A 16849-nucleotide genomic window follows, 5' to 3' on the forward strand; every position below is an offset into this window, starting at 1 on the left:
GGGAATCACAACATGATTATCTACAAACAAGCTTTTGAAAATGGTAACCCAATATATGAAATTATCACCAAGACTTTCAAAACAATTTCTGTTAAATTCGATGAAAATTTCAACATGAATGAATTATATAAGTTACTCTCTCTACTTGAAAATGATGTTGATAACATGAAGTTAAGTTATTAAGCATATTTTCTATACATCGAAGACTTATGCAGAAAATGCAATAGGAAGAATTCAGAATTTAAGATATACAATTAACTCCCCTTTAAGAAATATGAAGTTAAAAAAGCAAAGCATGTATAAGTTGTCCCCTTATACACACTTTGAACACACAACCCTATAAACACTCACCCTAAGTGGTACATAGTTAGACAAAGATTGTCCCCTTTGTTTGCTTGGAGAGCAACCTCGAAGCAGTTCTAACTTATGTACCACTATTTTTATACATATAGCAACTTAAATTCTTCACATACTACGACAATTGATTCATTAAACTCCAATCCTAAAGACTCATAATACGGCTTAAAGAAATCTATATGTGCTTTACGCCAATATGCTAAAGACTTGTCACCTTCGCCTTCTAAGTATGCATGATGTTCAGTCACTTGATTAAAAGGAGTTTGATAAACTCGTGTTGTTTGAATTACACATTGGGGATTTCCTTTTTCATTTAAGATAACACTAACCTCTCCTACTTGAGGGAGTGGTTCCTCTTCAACTTTATAAGATTCATAACCACTCGTCGTAGCAGTTTTCTCACCTCGTTTTACTAATTCTGCTAATTCATCTTCATCAACTCCAAAAGACCATGCTTCAAATTTCATACCTTTATATTCTGGGAATACTTCAATAAATTTTCTCCAATACTGTTCTACTGTATCAGCCATATTCATCCTCCTAAGTTTTCTCAATTAATTTTAAGATAACATAAAAAAACAGCCCTGGACATTGAATGGCTGGAACTGTTTAATCATTATAGACAATTGATAACTGGAATGAACATAAGTAGTTTTAATCATTTCAATCCGTTTATTGAGTTAGTGATGCCTACACATGAGTATTAACTCGAGTGTTTCTTTCATCAAAAATATTTTATTCTTCGTCACACTTAATAGAAAGGGACAGAAATCATTTTATAAAAATTGATTTCTGTCCCTCTTTTGAATATATTTAAAACTTTTAATTACACGCGTTTATCTTTCGCCCACCACAATGCTTTATCAGGATTATCTTTATAGTACTCATACTCTTCATCGCTTTCGACATTAGGATATGAACCTTTAAGTGATTTTCCTGCTGTACTTACATGTAACAACGAAATAACGATAATACCTACAATACTCACGGCTGTTAAATAATAAGCCGGAGATAATGGGTCACCTGTTTTCGCTACCAGTGAAGTCGCGATTAATGGAGTCGTACCACCAAATAAAGATACTGATACATTAAAAGTTACAGCTAAAGTTCTATATCTAATATGTGTATAAAACATAGTTGGTAACGAACCTGGCATAGTTCCTTCGTATGTCGATAAGAAGAAACCTAAGATAAAGATACCAACGATAATGAAAATAATTGACGTTGTTTGGAAAAGTGAAAAAGCAGCAATACTTAACACTGCAGTACCAACCAAACCAATTAAAAATACATTTTTCTCACCAATTCTATCAGCAAGTCGACCAAACATTAATGCTAATGGAATCATTACTGCCATAACAACTGTGATTAAGATAGATACTGTTGTGCCATCTAATTTAACAATTTGTTGTAAATATGATGGCATGTATGAAGTTACCATATAATTTGTACAGTTAAAGAATGCAACTGCAACAAAACATACAATAATATCTTTATAATAATATCTAATAATAGTTAAGAAACCAATGTTATCTCTTTTCGGTTTATCTGCAAGTTCATTTTCGTATACTGGCGATTCTTCTAGTTTTCTTCTTAAATAAAAACCAAAGATACCTAAGAATAAGCCTAAGATAAATGGAATTCTCCAACCCCACGAAGCCATTTGATCATCATTTAAAAAGAAGAACAATAATCCACTTAATACTGATGCAGCAATATAACCTGATAATGTACCAATTTCAAGTCCAGAACCAAGTGTATTTCGTTTTCTATCTGGGGAAGATTCTGCTATATATACCATTGCACCTGCATATTCTCCACCTGTTGAAAATCCTTGTAACACTCTACCTAATAAGAGTAATATTGGGGCCCAAACACCAATTTGATCATATGTAGGTAATATACCTATGAGTAGCGTCGAGAATGCCATCATAATAATGGTTGTTGTTAATACTACTTTCCTACCGTATTTATCTCCGATCATACCAAAAATAATACCACCGACTGGTCTAAGTAAGAACGCGATTGCAAATGTTGCAAACGTAAAAACCATTTTGAGTTGATCATTTTCTACCGAACTGAAGAAATTTTGTCCGAGTATCACCGCTAAATAAGAATATAAACCAAAGTCAAACCATTCCATTGCGTTTCCGATACCTGTGGCAAACACAGTTTTTTTAGCAGTTTTGGAATCAACCTTATTTATACTACTTTTATCAAAATCCTTTTCATAATCCATGAATATGTCCACTCCCTTTAACATGTTATACAATTATACGTAGTTAATGAATATTGTCAAACTGACCTCAACCTTTTAATCACTTTTTTCTTTATTTTTATGCAAAAAATGCATACCGTTCTATTTGTTTTTTGTACATATAAAACTTATAACAAAATAAAAAATGAGTTCCATTAGGTAAATATGGATACTCATTTTTTCGTTATATGAATTTTTATTTTGTCATTTTCATTTAAAATAATTAATTTATTAGGTTTTTCAAATTTTACTTTAATAACTTCTGATATTTCAATAGGTTCAATAAATTTCACTTTGTAAGATGACCAATTTACTTTTGTTTTTGTAAGTGCTATTTGAACTACCATTTGACCAGGAACAATTTGCTTATGTACTGGATTATGATCATTAATTAATGTTAAATATTTACTTACTTGTTCTAAATTTAGTTCAAACATTTTAAATCGACTCCAAAAAGGTTTGCGTAATAGATATACATTTATATTTATTTTTATTAATTTCTAATTTGACTATATACTTCATATATTGACGAACTTTTTTACATTCAACAATATACATATGTGCTAAATAATATTCATTTACACTTAGAGGTTGTATTTGAGTAACCTCAGTTTCTTTGAGTAAAATTGCATTTTCTATAAATTCTTGAAACAAAGTAAACTCTGGCCATAGCTTTGCGCACAAAAGTGTCGGGACTATATTAGTTGGCTCATCACCAAATAATTGATTGTAAATATTCGCTTCCTTATCATTGAATATAATTTCTCTAACTTCATGACCATCGTTCAAATAATGCTGCATTCCCCATGCCACCTCCAATCCCCATAGTTGCAATAGTTCTATGGTAATCTTTCATATAAAACAAGCGTGTGACCAACGCTGCGCCACTTGCGCCATATGGGTGTCCTGCAGCAATTGCGCCACCATATATATTCAATTTATCTAGTGGTATACCTAGCTCTCTTTGACTTGCTAATACTTGAGATGCAAATGCTTCATTTAATTCTATAGCGTCTAATTCATCTATTGTATATTTATTTCTCTTAAGTAGTGTGCTTACTGCAGGCACAGGACCAATACCGAGTATAGTAGGATCTATTCCTATTGTAATGCCATCTTTAAAAATTAAACCTTCTTGTAAACCATAAGCTTCTGCCGTTGCTTTATTCATAACTAATAATACTACTGCACCATCGTTCTTCATACAACAATTTCCTGCAGTGACTGTCCCTTCAGTTAACAATGGTTTCAAACGATTTAATGTGCGTTCATTCATTTTTTCTTTAATACTTTCATCTCTGTTAAAAATTTCACCTTTTACTTCCAACGGAACAATTTCTTGATTAATATGCTTTTGTTTATAAGCCATAATTGTCTTGCTGTGACTTTTCCATGCAAATGCATCTTGATCTTTTCTTGAAATATTATATGTTTGCGCTACATGTTCCGCAGCTTGAATCATAGATGGATCTTGGCTATCTGGTGCAAAAGAGGCGCGTTCAAAAAATTCAGGTAACTGTGTATCATATACAGACTGTGGCCTTTTAATCTTCCATGGCGCTCTACTTGTACTTTCTACACCACCAGCAATATATATGGAACCTGCGCCAGCTTGAATCATTCTACAGGCCTGTATCACCGCTTCTAACCCAGAACCACATTGCCTATCTAATGTAAGTCCTGGAATATTTTGATTCAATCCAGCTTCTAGCAAAGATTTTCTAGCAATATTGCCACCGTTTCCTACCACATTACCTAAAATAACATCATCAATTTCTGACATTATATGTGTATATTGTTCATTAAAATGCTCAAATAATGGTTTTAATAATGCTTCTGGTTCTAAATGTTTTAATTTGCCACCATATTTACCAAATGGAGTTCGTTTTGCTGCGACTATAACTGCTTCATTCATTATTTTAACTCACCCTTTAAATAAAGACTTCTCATATATTTGCGTGCAATTTTACCACTTTGTGTATAATGCATTTCACTTACTTTCACCAACTTCGATGGCACCTGATAACGAGCCAAATATCGAGTTAAAAAATATTTAAACTCACGATACTTCACTTGGCGCTTACCTGTATAAAGCAATACAGCGATCTCGCCAAATTTTGAATGAGGCTCACTAATGACTAATACTTCATTGAATTCTTTAAAATTTTGAGCAAAATGTTCTATTTCACTTGGGTAAACATTTCGTCCTCCAATAATCATTCGATCATGTTGGCGTCCATGTAAATATAAGTAGCCTTCTGAATTTAATGATGCAAAATCACCAATTTCTATCCAGTAATCATTTGGAGTTGGGTTCCCAATATATCCACTAAAAACCATATTGCTCTTAACTTTTAATTTACCAATACCATGTTCATCAACTTGTTCAAGATCGATTGTAACATTAGGAAACAGTTTTCCTACAGAATGGTTAGGCGCATCATTATTATAGTTATAACTAATAAAACTTGCCTCCGAAGTTCCAAAGAACTCTATTAATGTAGCATTAGGAAAATGCATTGCTACACTATCTCGTAAACTAGGTTGCAATTTATCTCCAGTCGTAAAAATATATCTAATTTGTTGAACAGTACTGTCCCAGGCAACACAATTATCTAACATTGTAGGAACTACAAATAAAGCACAATGTTTTATTGCTTTGTCTGTTTTCATTATATTCATTAATACTTGAGCATTAAATTGTTGCTGCCCGATAAATTTACGACCACTATACAAAGCAAACACACACACAAATAAAGATAAAGAGTGTGAGAGTGGTCCTGGCGCAATCATCGTATCTATTTCATTTTTCATTAATTTTTCAGTTTCTTCATATGAATATAGCCATGACAACTCATTTCTATAATATGCTTTAGGTAGTCCTGTCGTTCCAGAAGTAAAACCAATATGTAATATACCTTCTATCTCTGTGGTATTTTGTTCTATTTGTTTAAATAATATGACTTTTAAATCATTGTTTATAAGATATGCAATATCGTATTTTTCTACTAGTTTGTTTACTTGCTCATGAGTCCATCGAAAATCCATAACACAAGGTATGCATCCTTTTTTGATTAAAGCCAAATAATACAATACTGTAGACATTGGGTTGTTCATCGTAAGTGCAACACATTGATTTTCAGGAATATCATGTAATTGTTCTACAATCTCTACTATGCGTTCTTGCAATGTTTTATAACTTATAAGTTCTGCATCAAATTGAAGTGCACACTCGTACGGTTGATATTGCGCGTGCCTTTCAATATTTTTTAATAATTGCATTTTCATCACCTTATTGTTAACTATAATATTTTTAATGTTAACATTTTTTATATAGATTTCATATTGTTCAGTATAGCTATATACTTTTTTCTTTTGCAAATCCTTTTATATTTTATTATTGCGATTTCTATAACAACAATTCCATTTTAAATAAAAAAAGTCGACATGATTTCAGGACAGAAACACTATCCTCGAATCATATCGACCTCATTTATTATACGATTTAGAATGCTCTCAACAATATTTGTAAGAAATAGAATTTTTAATACTGGTAACTTTGATGGCTCTAAAAATCAGCTACAGTTATTAACTATATCAATCATCCACTTTATTTAAAGCAATTTATTTATGGACTGTTTCCAAAGCTGATTTTTCAACTGCATTGGCTACCGTTGTTACTACTTCTGAATTTAATGCGTGTGGAATTACATAGTCTTTACTTAATTCACTTTCAGCAATAACATTTGCAATACCTTGTGCAGCAGCTACTTTCATTTCAGTCGTAATATCTTGCTTACGCGCATTTAAAATGCCTCTAAAGATACCTGGGAACGCTAGTAAATTATTAATTTGATTTGGATAATCAGAACGCCCAGTTCCTACAACAGCAGCTCCTGCAGCAATTGCTTCCTCTGGAAAGATTTCAGGTATTGGATTAGCTAAGGCAAAGATAATTGGCTGATCGCTCATCGCTTTAACGTGACTTTCATTTAAAACATTTGGTGCTGAAACACCTATAAACACATCTGCCTCTTGAATCACATCATCTAAATCACCTCGTTTTTGTGTTAAATTAGTCACTTCAGCAATGGCTTTTTGTGCATCATTCATCCATTCCTCGCCTTGACAAACTACACCTTCAATACTTAATAATACGATATCTTTATATCCAGCGCTTAATAATAATTTAGCAATTGCAATACCTGCTGACCCTGCACCATTAATCACTATTTGTACTTCATAACCTTCTTTTTCTACAACTTTTAATGCGTTAATTAATGCGGCAAGCACAACAATAGCCGTTCCATGTTGATCGTCATGAAAAACAGGAATGTCTAATTCTTCTTTTAATCTTTTTTCAATTTCAAAACAACGAGGTGCTGCAATATCTTCTAAATTTATTCCTGCAAAATTAGGTTGAAGTGCTTTTATAATATTAATAATTTCTTCAGTATCTTTAGTATCCAAGCAAATAGGAAATGCATCTAAATCTGCAAACTTTTTGAATAATATACTCTTTCCTTCCATGACCGGTATCGCAGCTTTAGGTCCAATATCACCTAACCCTAACACCGCTGTCCCGTCTGAAACAATACCAATCATATTACCTCTAGACGTCAATGTATTCACCTTTTCTTCATCTTCAGCAATTACATTACACACTTCTGAAACACCAGGTGTGTATACTGTACTTAAATCTTCTTGCGTATTTACATCTACTTTACTATTAATTTCCAATTTTCCTGCATGTTTTTTATGAAGCTCTATAGATTCAGCTTTATAGTTTGTTATAGTCATGTATTTCTACTCCCTTAATTAATTGTTATTTCGTCTTTTATTTATAAATGGTTGTGAATACATTCTTACTAACTTAATAATTTCATTAAGAATGTTGCAGCTATTACTGTTGATACGCCACCTAATCTTGTTGCTACTTGCGCAAATGGCATTAATGACATGCGTTTTGATGCTGATAAAATTGCAACATCTCCTGTGCCACCCAAGCCACTATGACATCCTGTAACAATTGCAGCGTCAACTGGATACATTTTCATCAATTTGCCCACAAAAAATCCTGAGCCAATCATCGTTATAACAACTGAAGCACAAATCACAATATATGCAGGTGAAACAATCTTAACAACTTCTTCTAATGGTATATACAACATACCTAGTCCAACCATAAGTGGCCAAGTCAAACTCGTAGATATAAATTTGTATAGTTGGTGTGCACCTTGTTCCATTTTATTAGGCATTAATTGTAAACATTTAATCAATGTAGCCAATAAAATCATAATAACTGGTCCTGGAATACCAATAAACTTGTGTGCAAGATCACCAAAAATAAAGAATGTACAGGCTATTAATAATCCTGCTCCCATAAGTGAAAAATCTACTTTCTTATTATCGTCGTTTGTATCAGCTGCCATCTCTTTATCATCAGATGCCTTTACCAATGTTCCATTACCAGATAATGACTTTTGCTTTTCACCTAGTCTCATCATTAATCCAGCTGTCACTACTGCAATAATATTGCCGATAACGGCTGCTGGTATCATTTGCGCAACAAAGGATTCAGCAGATTCCCCTAAAATTGATGAATATGCTATTGATAAAGGTAAAATGCCTTCTCCAATTCCTCCCCCAATAATAGGTACAATAATATAAAATAATGTATGCTTAATTTCATAACCAAATAACATACCTACAAGTAATCCAACAATAACTGCTGTTAAAGTACCTACAATTAACGGAATAAACATACGGGTAAATCCTTGTATTAAAACTTTACTCTTCATTCCTAAAATACTACCGACAACAAGACATGAAATATAAAAATATAAGAAATTTGATGTTTTCATTAACGTTGTGACGGCGTTCATCGAAGCTGTATTAAAGACACCTAAAAATACTAAAGTAGATGGTATTAATAAAGCTAAAATTGCAGGACCACCTATATCTTTTAAAATTGGAATTTTCATTCCTAAATCACCAAACAGCACCCCTAAAATCATAATGATCGCAAAACCACCAATCATATCAGCCGGTAACGCATTGTAAACAGAGGCAATAAATATGATCACTGCTAATGTTATATATAGAGGTAAAGGTATAATACCTACCTTCATATATGTTAATTTCGACCAGATTCGGCCATCTTTTTCTGCCTCATCTATAGTAAGCGCTTTCATTTCACTTTTAGATATCATTGACATCCCCCTTAAATAATGAATATTTTCATAATATTGCTAAACGAGGAGGAATGATAGATTATGTAAATTTTTAAATCTTTTTGTAATTAAAAAAACCAAAAATATGTAAAATTATTAAATAATAACGGGTAAACAGAATAATATTTTGGGTTAAACATGATTATAAGTAGAGTTATTTTAATAATCATTTTTACCTAGGTTATAAACTTTGATAAATTAGATGTAACATCAAATGAGTTTGTTACATATAGGAGTGATTCAATGACAAAATCTGTACAAGTTTATCACTATGACGCTTTTAGTACTGAAGCAAATAGAGGCAATCCAGCGGGTATAGTATTATGTGGTGATGACTTAAAAGTTGAAGAAATGCAGGCAATTGCCTTAAAAGTTGGATTCAATGAAACTGCTTTTCCACTTAAATCTAATAAAGCTGATTTAAGAATACGCTTTTTTACGCCAGGTCATGAAATGAACCTATGCGGTCATGCAACTATTGCAACACTTTACGCATTAAAAACTAAGGGTTTATTACAAAATAAAACAGACTTTACAATCGAAACAAATGCTGGTGTGTTACCAATAAAAATTGATAACTCAAGTGATGCTGTATATATTACTATGCAACAATCCTCACCACAGTTTAAAACATTCTCTGGTTCTAAGGTTGATTTAGCTAATGTTTTGGGTATAGAAACAAGTGATTTTGACGATGATTTACCTATTGTTTATGGAAGCACGGGTGTTTGTACCCTTATTACCCCGGTTAAAAACCTTAAAGTTTGTGAAAAATTGAATCCAAATAATGAACTATTTCCTTTAATATTAAAAGAAATGCCACATGTTTCTATTCATCCATTCTGCATGGAAACGCATCATTTCAACACTGATATGCATGCGAGACATTTTTCCTCGCCCTTTTCGGGTACTAAAGAAGACCCAGTCACAGGTACCGCTTCCGGTGTTATGGGAGCATATTACATTAAATATATAAAACAGAGGCAGAGGACATCGAATCCATTAACGCTACTCATCGAACAAGGTCAAGAAATAGAAAAGGATGGTAAAGTGAACGTTGAAGTTACAACTCATGCTGATGATTATGATATAAAAATTTCTGGAAATGCTGTTTATGTCAAAACCTTTAACGTTGTTTTAGATGTCATTTAAACTAATAAAAGCATGTGGATCATATGTTTATGCCACATGCTTTATTTTAAATTGTTTTTGAAAATATAAAATTTGTTTTAGTATGACCATATTTTTGTATACTATCAACAAAATTTTCTGCATCTATCATCCTTTTAAATCTTACTTTAAAAATAAAACAACTTTCTCCTGAAATCCTATAACAAAATTCCACATTATCTTGTTCTGCTATATACATCTTAAAATCTTTATATAAATTATTTTTAATCACTATATCTATTATGAGTTCAATGTCATATCCTAGCGTTTTATAATCAATTTCAATTGTATATTTGTTTATAACACCTACATCTCTCAATTTATTTAATCTTTCTCCCACCGAAGGCGTTGAAAGGTTAACTTCATTACTAATATAATTTAGAGAAACTTTACTATCTTCTTTTAAAATTTTTAAGATTTTTCTATCTGTTAAGTCCATTTATATAATCCCCTTCAATTTAGTAATAATATTTACATTATACCTAATTTTTAATATGCAATTAAATTTATAAGTATCATAAAATTACTAAGTTAAAGGAGGAATATATATGTCTATAATTCAATTGTCTGCTTACGGTGAGACACCTTTCCAAAAATTATTAGGTTATAACAAGGAAATTATGTATAACTGGAATAACCTTAGTAAATCATTAGAAAAGGAACGTTTATTATCTCAAGTCTTAAAAGAAGAATTACGCAGAATGCTAGCTCAAAAGAACGGTTGCAAATACTGTAAAGCCAAAGGAAAACCAAGCCATGAATTAACTGATGAAAAATCAGCCATTTGTATTGGTTTTGTAGAAGTATATCTCACATTAGGAAATGAAATCCCTGATTATGCTATTAAATTATTGAAAGATCATCTAACTCCTTCAGAAATAAGTGAATTGATAGCATTTGTATCTTTTACTACTTGCCAACAACACTTTGGAGCAATTATGCAGTTAGAACCATAACCAAATCAGATATTAGTTTCAATAGTTTAATCTAAAAATAAACATTAGTAGTATGAAAGGGAACGATTTGCACTAAAATACATTTATATAACTGATCTAACTCCAGTAAAGATACTCAGAAAATTAAAAAGCTTGATATAAAATATTCAGCTTAACTGAAATTCATGCATAATAACTATTAATTTCTATTCTAGTCATCTACTAACTTTATAAATAAAATAGAAACCTATTTTTATATATAAAAGTCATAGCATAACAAACTAGAATGTAAACCTTTTACAAATTGAAGTATTAACAATAAAGTCTCTTGTCTGTTAATACTTCAAAATTAGATTTCACACGTATTCATTCGATTGATTAGTTGTTATAGTGATACCTATTAATGTAATAACGCCACCTATGATAGCTACAATATTAGGAACCTCTCCAAGTATAAAAAACGCCAAAACAAGAGAAACTGCTGGTGTTAAGTAAAGAGCCATTGTAGCATCGGAAACTCCCACTTTATTTATGGTATATGCTAAAGCAATGTATGGGATAACTGTTGGAAATGCACCTAGATATAAAACAGATAACATTGATATCACACTTGCATTTTGCAATTCAGTAAATGTATCAGGTAAAAATATCAAAGTGAACAATGTACCAGCGATAATAGTATAAATAGTAAATGGTATAAATCCATATTTTTCTAAATAATTCGATTGAAAAGTAAAATATATACTTTCCCCTATGGAAGCTACTAATACTAAAATAATACCTACAATCATAGCATGTAATGTCGCATCATCCCCCAACGATATAAATGCTACTCCAACGAATGCAATAATTGAACCTAACCATGCTATTTTAGAAAATTTTTCTCTTAAGAAATAAGTAGCTAAAAGTGTCGCAAATATTGGTGTAGTCGAGACAATTAGACTCGCAACACCAGCACTTACGTAATATTCTCCAAAACTTAGTGCTGTATGATATACAGTAAACCCACAAAAGCCTAAAACCAATATAATAGGAATATCTTTAAGTACTGGTAATGAGACTTTCTTAATTATTGCTATAACTAGAAGGATTATACTCGCAATCATTAGTCTTAATGCAGATAAATTTTCTGCTTTAAAATCATATAATGCTACTTTTATCATAGGAAACGCTGAAGCCCACAAAAATATAGTAATCATGAAAGCAAAAAAGACTTTTATTTTGGTTTGTTTGTTACTCATAAATTACTCACACTTATCACGGAAATAATATATACTTTATCTCTTTTCATCTCTGAACGCCCACCTTCAATTTAATATGTGTTCAGAATAAAGAATTAACGTTACACTAGGTACAACCAATTCGATCAAAATTAACCCAACCAATTTTAAAAGGAAGGTATTTATGAAATATAAGGATATTGCTTCATATATAAGAGAGAAAATCATTAATGGGGACTGGTTTTATGGAATGCGTATTCCTTCACAAAGAAAATTAGCAAACCAATTTAATGTAAACAGAGTTACAATCATCAAAAGTATTGAATTATTAGAAGCTGAAGGATTTATATACACTTCAAGAGGAAGCGGTACTTATGTTAATGATTATTTAAACAAAACATATATTATAAATAAATGGGAAGAAATGATGGAATGGAGCTCAAGTACCCGTAGCCAATACACTGTACAACTTATTAATAAATTAGAAACAAATCAATCATATGTACATGTAAGCAAAGGCGAATTAGGTGACGAAATTCTACCACATGAAGACTTAAAAAAAGCAATGCATCGTGTTTCAAACTACATAGGCGATCTGTCGTTTGGCTATAACAATGGGTATGGTTATATTAAATTGAGGGAAATTATTGCCAAAAGACTACAAAGACACAATATTTCCGTATCAAGTAAAAATATATTAATAACTTCTGGTGCGCTTCACGCTATTCAATTACTTTCAATAGGTTTTTTGAGCCAAAATACAATCATATTTCGAAACACACCTTCTTATGTCGACTCTACAAATGTCTTCGATATATTAAATATGCGTAGTATCAATATAAATTACAATCAACCTAAAGAATCAAAGGAACTATTAAACAGTTACCCAAATGCTTACATTAAAGCATTTTATGTAGAATCAACATTTAATAATCCTACAGGCGCAGTACTTTCATCAAAAGCACGAGAAAATATATTAAACTATAGTAAAGTACACAATATCCCAATAATTGAAGACGATATTTACAGAGATTTGTGGTTTGAAAATAAACCAAATATACCAATCAAAGCATTTGATACGAATGGCAATGTTATTTACATTAATAGCTTTTCAAAAACAATTGCGCCAGCCATGCGTATTGGTTGGATAGCTGCTTCTGAGAAAATTGTAGAACAACTTGGAGATATTAGAATGCAAATTGATTACGGGTCTAGTATATTATCTCAAATGGTTGTTTATGAAATGTTGAATAGTGGCGAATATGATAATCACACTAAATTTGTACGTAAAGCACTAAAACAAAAAAGAGATTATATGTTAAAAATATTGAATGAAAACTTTTCAACAATAGCGACGTGGAATGTTCCTGAAGGCGGATTTTTCATATGGGTGACATTAAAAGATAGTATTAATATTAAAAAACTTTTTATTGAACTTGCAGATAAAGAACATATTCTTATTAACCCAGGATATATTTATGGAAGTACAGATAATACTATTAGATTATCTTATTCCTATGAAAATGATACAAATATTAAATATGCATTAGATAAACTTCGTTATTATATCGATCAATTTTAGTATGAAGTCTATATGTTTTACTTTCAATATTCATCAAATATGTAAAAGTTATTTTCACATATAAAATCCCCCTAAACGACGGGATTTCGAACCATAATTTAGGGGATTGTTTTCATTACAAAACATTCAACTTTATTTAATTAAACACGTTTTTTCACTTACAATTTTTTCTATAAATTCATCAATATTATATATTTCTCTTTTATTTTAATCAAACGCCTTTGTTTTAATATCATGTTTCTTTAGAAATTGTTCTACTTTTTCTTGTTTTTTTCCATTAACTCTATCTTTATATTTAGCATTCAGATCTTCAATTTCTCCTACAGCTTTTAATTTTGCTTTATCTGAATGTGACTCATTTTTCGTTTCATTTACTTTATCATTAATTTTACTCATTAATTCATTCACAGAAGTTACATAATCACTAACTTCAAAACTTCCTTTTTCATATTGTTCAGGTATTTGATTTGATTCTATAAAATGCTTAAAGTTTTCATCATTCTTGTGAGCCATTTTTGTTAATCTATTTAATTTTGCTTGATCCTTCTCATTTAACTCATCTCTCTCACTCATTTTTGAAGTGTTTTCCTCCAACGCGTTAAACGTATCTAAATATTGCTTAATACTTGAATCCATTTCTTCTTCACTAATAGTTTCATCTATTTTCTGACTTGAAAATATTTCAGTTGGTGTTTCTGTCGCTTGTGCTTCTTTATCAGGAGTTTCATATTCTGATTTAGCATTATTGCAAGCTGTTAATAGTAATGTTAACGCAATTAGTAATGAGTATTTTATAGCTTTCATTATCAAACCCTCTTTTCCTAAAATATATTTGCTACGATTATAACATATTAATAACTATGTTATTATACATATAGTATTTTTCTCAAAATATTAACTATTTTATAATTAATATAAACATTTAAAGTTTAGTAAAAAATGAATTGCTAATTATTTGATGATAAGTGAAGTATTTTTCTCTAAAAAATTTGTTAAATCTATCTCTTATTTATCACTTTACTTTAAGTACGAATAACTAGCATTTTCCAAAAATTAAATTTAAAGAAAGTAGTGAAGATATGATTACAAAAAATACCAAGTATCCTTATACTAAATTAATGATTGATATTATAGGCATACTTTCCTTTATTGGCGTGATAATTACTATAATTATAAATTTCTATATGCATAAGAGTAATACTACTTTTGAAATGGGTTTTAATGTCTCTGGCAGTAGCTTTACCCTTTTATGTGTCTTACTTTGTATTACAATTTTATGTGCTATTGCTTCAACTATATTGAAAAGAATAAAATAATTTTCTTGTTAAAAAGCTCCCCAAAACCTATATAGTAGGTTTCGGGGAGCTTTCCTATTCATATTACGTCATATAATTACTAGAATTTATAAATTTTAACGCTATAAGTTTTAAAACAAATTAGTATTATGTTCAAGTTTCTAACTAGTCAAAGAAATTCATTAACGTCATCACAAAAGTCAAAGCACAAGCAATTAGGATGACTGTCTTACCCTTTTCTGTTTTCTCATTTCCTCGTTTGTACTCTTTAAGTACAAACAACCAAGAAAGTATCACTAAAATACCCAAAATAATACTGATAAGTTTCATTTTCAATCCTCCATTTATAAAGATTAACGCTAAAAAAACTAGTTTTTATGCACATCGACTATATACCTTTATTTTTAAACCATCACTTGTAATCTGCTTATTGAGTTTGTGAGATTACCCATGAGCATTTGTCCATTTCTATCTTTTATAAATACAAATAGTCAAAACAAAAGTTGAATATAGTTTAATCGCTAACCTATTATTGCTTATTTCTAATTTTTCAGACTTAAAAATTCTTAGGTAATGTTTTAACAACTGTAAATAGTACAATTGTTTGAATGATCAGCATTATTACCAACCCTAGTCTTATTAATGAATGATCTATCATAAAAATCGAGAATCCAACAACAATGTAAACACTAATCAATAACTTAAATTTATTTTTCAAAGTATAGCCTTTGTTGTTTTTAAAACTTTCTACATAAGTTATATAAATTTTAGTATTTACTAACCAATTTTCAAATCTCTCCGAACTCTTGGAAAAACAAATAACAGCAACTAATAAAAATGGAGTCGTAGGTAATAACGGTAATATAGCTCCTACAAAACCAATAATTGTAAATAATACACCCATAGTAATTAAAAAGTATTTCAAAAAAACACTCCTAAAGTTAATTAATTCTAATTATAAACTAATTAGATATCTTTTTGAACTTTAGACTTCAATCATAATGCAAGTTGAACAGTAGATATTAAATCTGTAGTTATGAACACTACAAATATTTACTTGAGGCACTATTAAATACTTTCTAGGTGATTGATATATATCTTTGTAGAAAATCGATATTTTTCTTTTTGAACTTATATAAATAAACTGGTCTACCAATACCATAAGTGAGCGATTCTTCAAGAATATCTATTTCTACTAAAAACTTTAAATATTTACGTACAGAAACTCTAGATATATGGGCCGCTTCTGCAATTTCTGCCGTAGAAAACTCAATTTTTTCTGATTGATTCACATTATTAACAATCGCTTGCAAAGTACTCTTCGTTAAACCTTTAGGGAGTGTAGCTTTAGCTTCATTAATGGTATTACGCTTATTAAGTAGAGCCTCATCTAACGCGATTTGATCTACTACTTCACGTTGATTAAATATTTGAAATTTATTCTTATATTTAACTAATGCTTGTTCAAATCTTTCAAATTCAAATGGTTTAATTAAGTAATCAACCACTCCATAGTGTAGTGCAGTTTGAACTTTTTCTATGTCTGAAGCTGCAGTAATTAGAATCGCGTCTGTTTTCAACTGATGCTGACGTATATAATTTAGCAACGTTAATCCACTTTCATCTGGTAAATAGACATCTAATAACACCAAATCAACCTTCTTAAATTGAAGTATTGCTGTGGCATCTTTAATGTTATGTGCGATATCGTTTATATTAAATCCTTCTATTTTTTCTAAAAATTGTTGGTTTAATTGAGCGACCATCGGATCATCTTCAACAATTAATACATCAATCATC

General features: G+C 30.5%; 18 protein-coding genes. 4 read left to right on the forward strand and 14 right to left on the reverse strand.

The annotated features are described in order from the left end of the window. Window positions 1–12: 12 nt before the first annotated feature. Window positions 13–183, forward strand: a complete 171-nt coding sequence (gene vraX / locus ACW5YJ_RS13385) for a C1q-binding complement inhibitor VraX (RefSeq protein ID WP_017723548.1) — start codon at window positions 13–15, stop codon at window positions 181–183. 257 nt (window positions 184–440) lie between these two features. Here the strand turns inward: vraX and ACW5YJ_RS13390 are convergent, their stop codons facing one another. From ACW5YJ_RS13390 to ACW5YJ_RS13425, 8 genes are all read right to left on the reverse strand, one after another. After that, window positions 441–887: an ASCH domain-containing protein gene (locus tag ACW5YJ_RS13390; RefSeq protein ID WP_119603959.1), complete on the reverse strand. Its 447-nt coding sequence runs from the start codon at window positions 885–887 to the stop codon at window positions 441–443. 296 nt (window positions 888–1183) lie between these two features. After that, complete coding sequence (locus tag ACW5YJ_RS13395) at window positions 1184–2596, reverse strand: MFS transporter (protein ID WP_107552049.1); 1413 nt, start codon at window positions 2594–2596, stop codon at window positions 1184–1186. A 191-nt stretch (window positions 2597–2787) separates the two neighbouring features. Further along, complete coding sequence (locus tag ACW5YJ_RS13400; RefSeq protein WP_017723545.1) at window positions 2788–3051, reverse strand: hypothetical protein; 264 nt, start codon at window positions 3049–3051, stop codon at window positions 2788–2790. A gap of 1 nt (window position 3052) precedes the next feature. Next, window positions 3053–3415 (reverse strand): hypothetical protein, encoded by a 363-nt coding sequence (locus ACW5YJ_RS13405; protein WP_017723544.1) that lies wholly within the window; start codon window positions 3413–3415, stop codon window positions 3053–3055. After that, window positions 3387–4529, reverse strand: a complete 1143-nt coding sequence (locus ACW5YJ_RS13410; RefSeq protein ID WP_017723543.1) for a thiolase family protein — start codon at window positions 4527–4529, stop codon at window positions 3387–3389. Before ACW5YJ_RS13410 ends, ACW5YJ_RS13405 begins: the two co-directional genes overlap by 29 nt. Beyond that, window positions 4529–5896 carry an AMP-binding protein gene (locus ACW5YJ_RS13415; protein ID WP_017723542.1) on the reverse strand — a complete coding sequence of 456 codons (1368 nt, stop codon included), beginning with the start codon at window positions 5894–5896 and terminating at the stop codon, window positions 4529–4531. Before ACW5YJ_RS13415 ends, ACW5YJ_RS13410 begins: the two co-directional genes overlap by 1 nt. A gap of 342 nt (window positions 5897–6238) precedes the next feature. Then, window positions 6239–7414 (reverse strand): NAD(P)-dependent malic enzyme, encoded by a 1176-nt coding sequence (locus tag ACW5YJ_RS13420; RefSeq protein ID WP_017723541.1) that lies wholly within the window; start codon window positions 7412–7414, stop codon window positions 6239–6241. A 68-nt stretch (window positions 7415–7482) separates the two neighbouring features. After that, on the reverse strand, window positions 7483–8808 hold the full coding sequence (locus ACW5YJ_RS13425; protein ID WP_371094545.1) for a 2-hydroxycarboxylate transporter family protein: 1326 nt from the start codon (window positions 8806–8808) through the stop codon (window positions 7483–7485). A gap of 282 nt (window positions 8809–9090) precedes the next feature. Here ACW5YJ_RS13425 and ACW5YJ_RS13430 point away from each other — a divergent pair, with 282 nt between their 5' ends. After that, window positions 9091–9999 carry a PhzF family phenazine biosynthesis isomerase gene (locus ACW5YJ_RS13430; RefSeq protein ID WP_119603955.1) on the forward strand — a complete coding sequence of 303 codons (909 nt, stop codon included), beginning with the start codon at window positions 9091–9093 and terminating at the stop codon, window positions 9997–9999. A 46-nt stretch (window positions 10000–10045) separates the two neighbouring features. Here the strand turns inward: ACW5YJ_RS13430 and ACW5YJ_RS13435 are convergent, their stop codons facing one another. Continuing rightward, entirely contained in the window at window positions 10046–10456 is a 411-nt protein-coding gene (locus ACW5YJ_RS13435; protein ID WP_457338274.1) for an Lrp/AsnC family transcriptional regulator, read from the reverse strand. A 109-nt stretch (window positions 10457–10565) separates the two neighbouring features. Here ACW5YJ_RS13435 and ACW5YJ_RS13440 point away from each other — a divergent pair, with 109 nt between their 5' ends. Beyond that, window positions 10566–10973, forward strand: a complete 408-nt coding sequence (locus ACW5YJ_RS13440; protein WP_119603953.1) for a carboxymuconolactone decarboxylase family protein — start codon at window positions 10566–10568, stop codon at window positions 10971–10973. A 335-nt stretch (window positions 10974–11308) separates the two neighbouring features. Here the strand turns inward: ACW5YJ_RS13440 and ACW5YJ_RS13445 are convergent, their stop codons facing one another. Continuing rightward, window positions 11309–12151, reverse strand: coding sequence for a DMT family transporter (locus ACW5YJ_RS13445; RefSeq protein ID WP_358246497.1), 843 nt, complete (start codon window positions 12149–12151; stop codon window positions 11309–11311). Window positions 12152–12356: 205 nt separating this feature from the next. Here ACW5YJ_RS13445 and ACW5YJ_RS13450 point away from each other — a divergent pair, with 205 nt between their 5' ends. Beyond that, window positions 12357–13754, forward strand: a complete 1398-nt coding sequence (locus ACW5YJ_RS13450) for an aminotransferase-like domain-containing protein (protein ID WP_457338275.1) — start codon at window positions 12357–12359, stop codon at window positions 13752–13754. Between the two features lie 207 nt (window positions 13755–13961). Here ACW5YJ_RS13450 and ACW5YJ_RS13455 read toward each other — a convergent pair whose 3' ends face one another. From ACW5YJ_RS13455 to ACW5YJ_RS13470, 4 genes are all read right to left on the reverse strand, one after another. Next, window positions 13962–14558: an NDxxF motif lipoprotein gene (locus ACW5YJ_RS13455; RefSeq protein WP_457338276.1), complete on the reverse strand. Its 597-nt coding sequence runs from the start codon at window positions 14556–14558 to the stop codon at window positions 13962–13964. Between the two features lie 656 nt (window positions 14559–15214). Beyond that, window positions 15215–15379, reverse strand: coding sequence for a hypothetical protein (locus tag ACW5YJ_RS13460; protein ID WP_017723537.1), 165 nt, complete (start codon window positions 15377–15379; stop codon window positions 15215–15217). Window positions 15380–15605: 226 nt separating this feature from the next. Then, window positions 15606–15974, reverse strand: coding sequence for a YbaN family protein (locus ACW5YJ_RS13465; RefSeq protein WP_017723536.1), 369 nt, complete (start codon window positions 15972–15974; stop codon window positions 15606–15608). Window positions 15975–16128: 154 nt separating this feature from the next. Further along, window positions 16129–16848, reverse strand: coding sequence for a response regulator (locus ACW5YJ_RS13470; RefSeq protein WP_017723535.1), 720 nt, complete (start codon window positions 16846–16848; stop codon window positions 16129–16131). Window position 16849 lies beyond the last annotated feature (1 nt).

It is taken from the genome of Staphylococcus sp. mip270_02, from assembly GCF_054031535.1.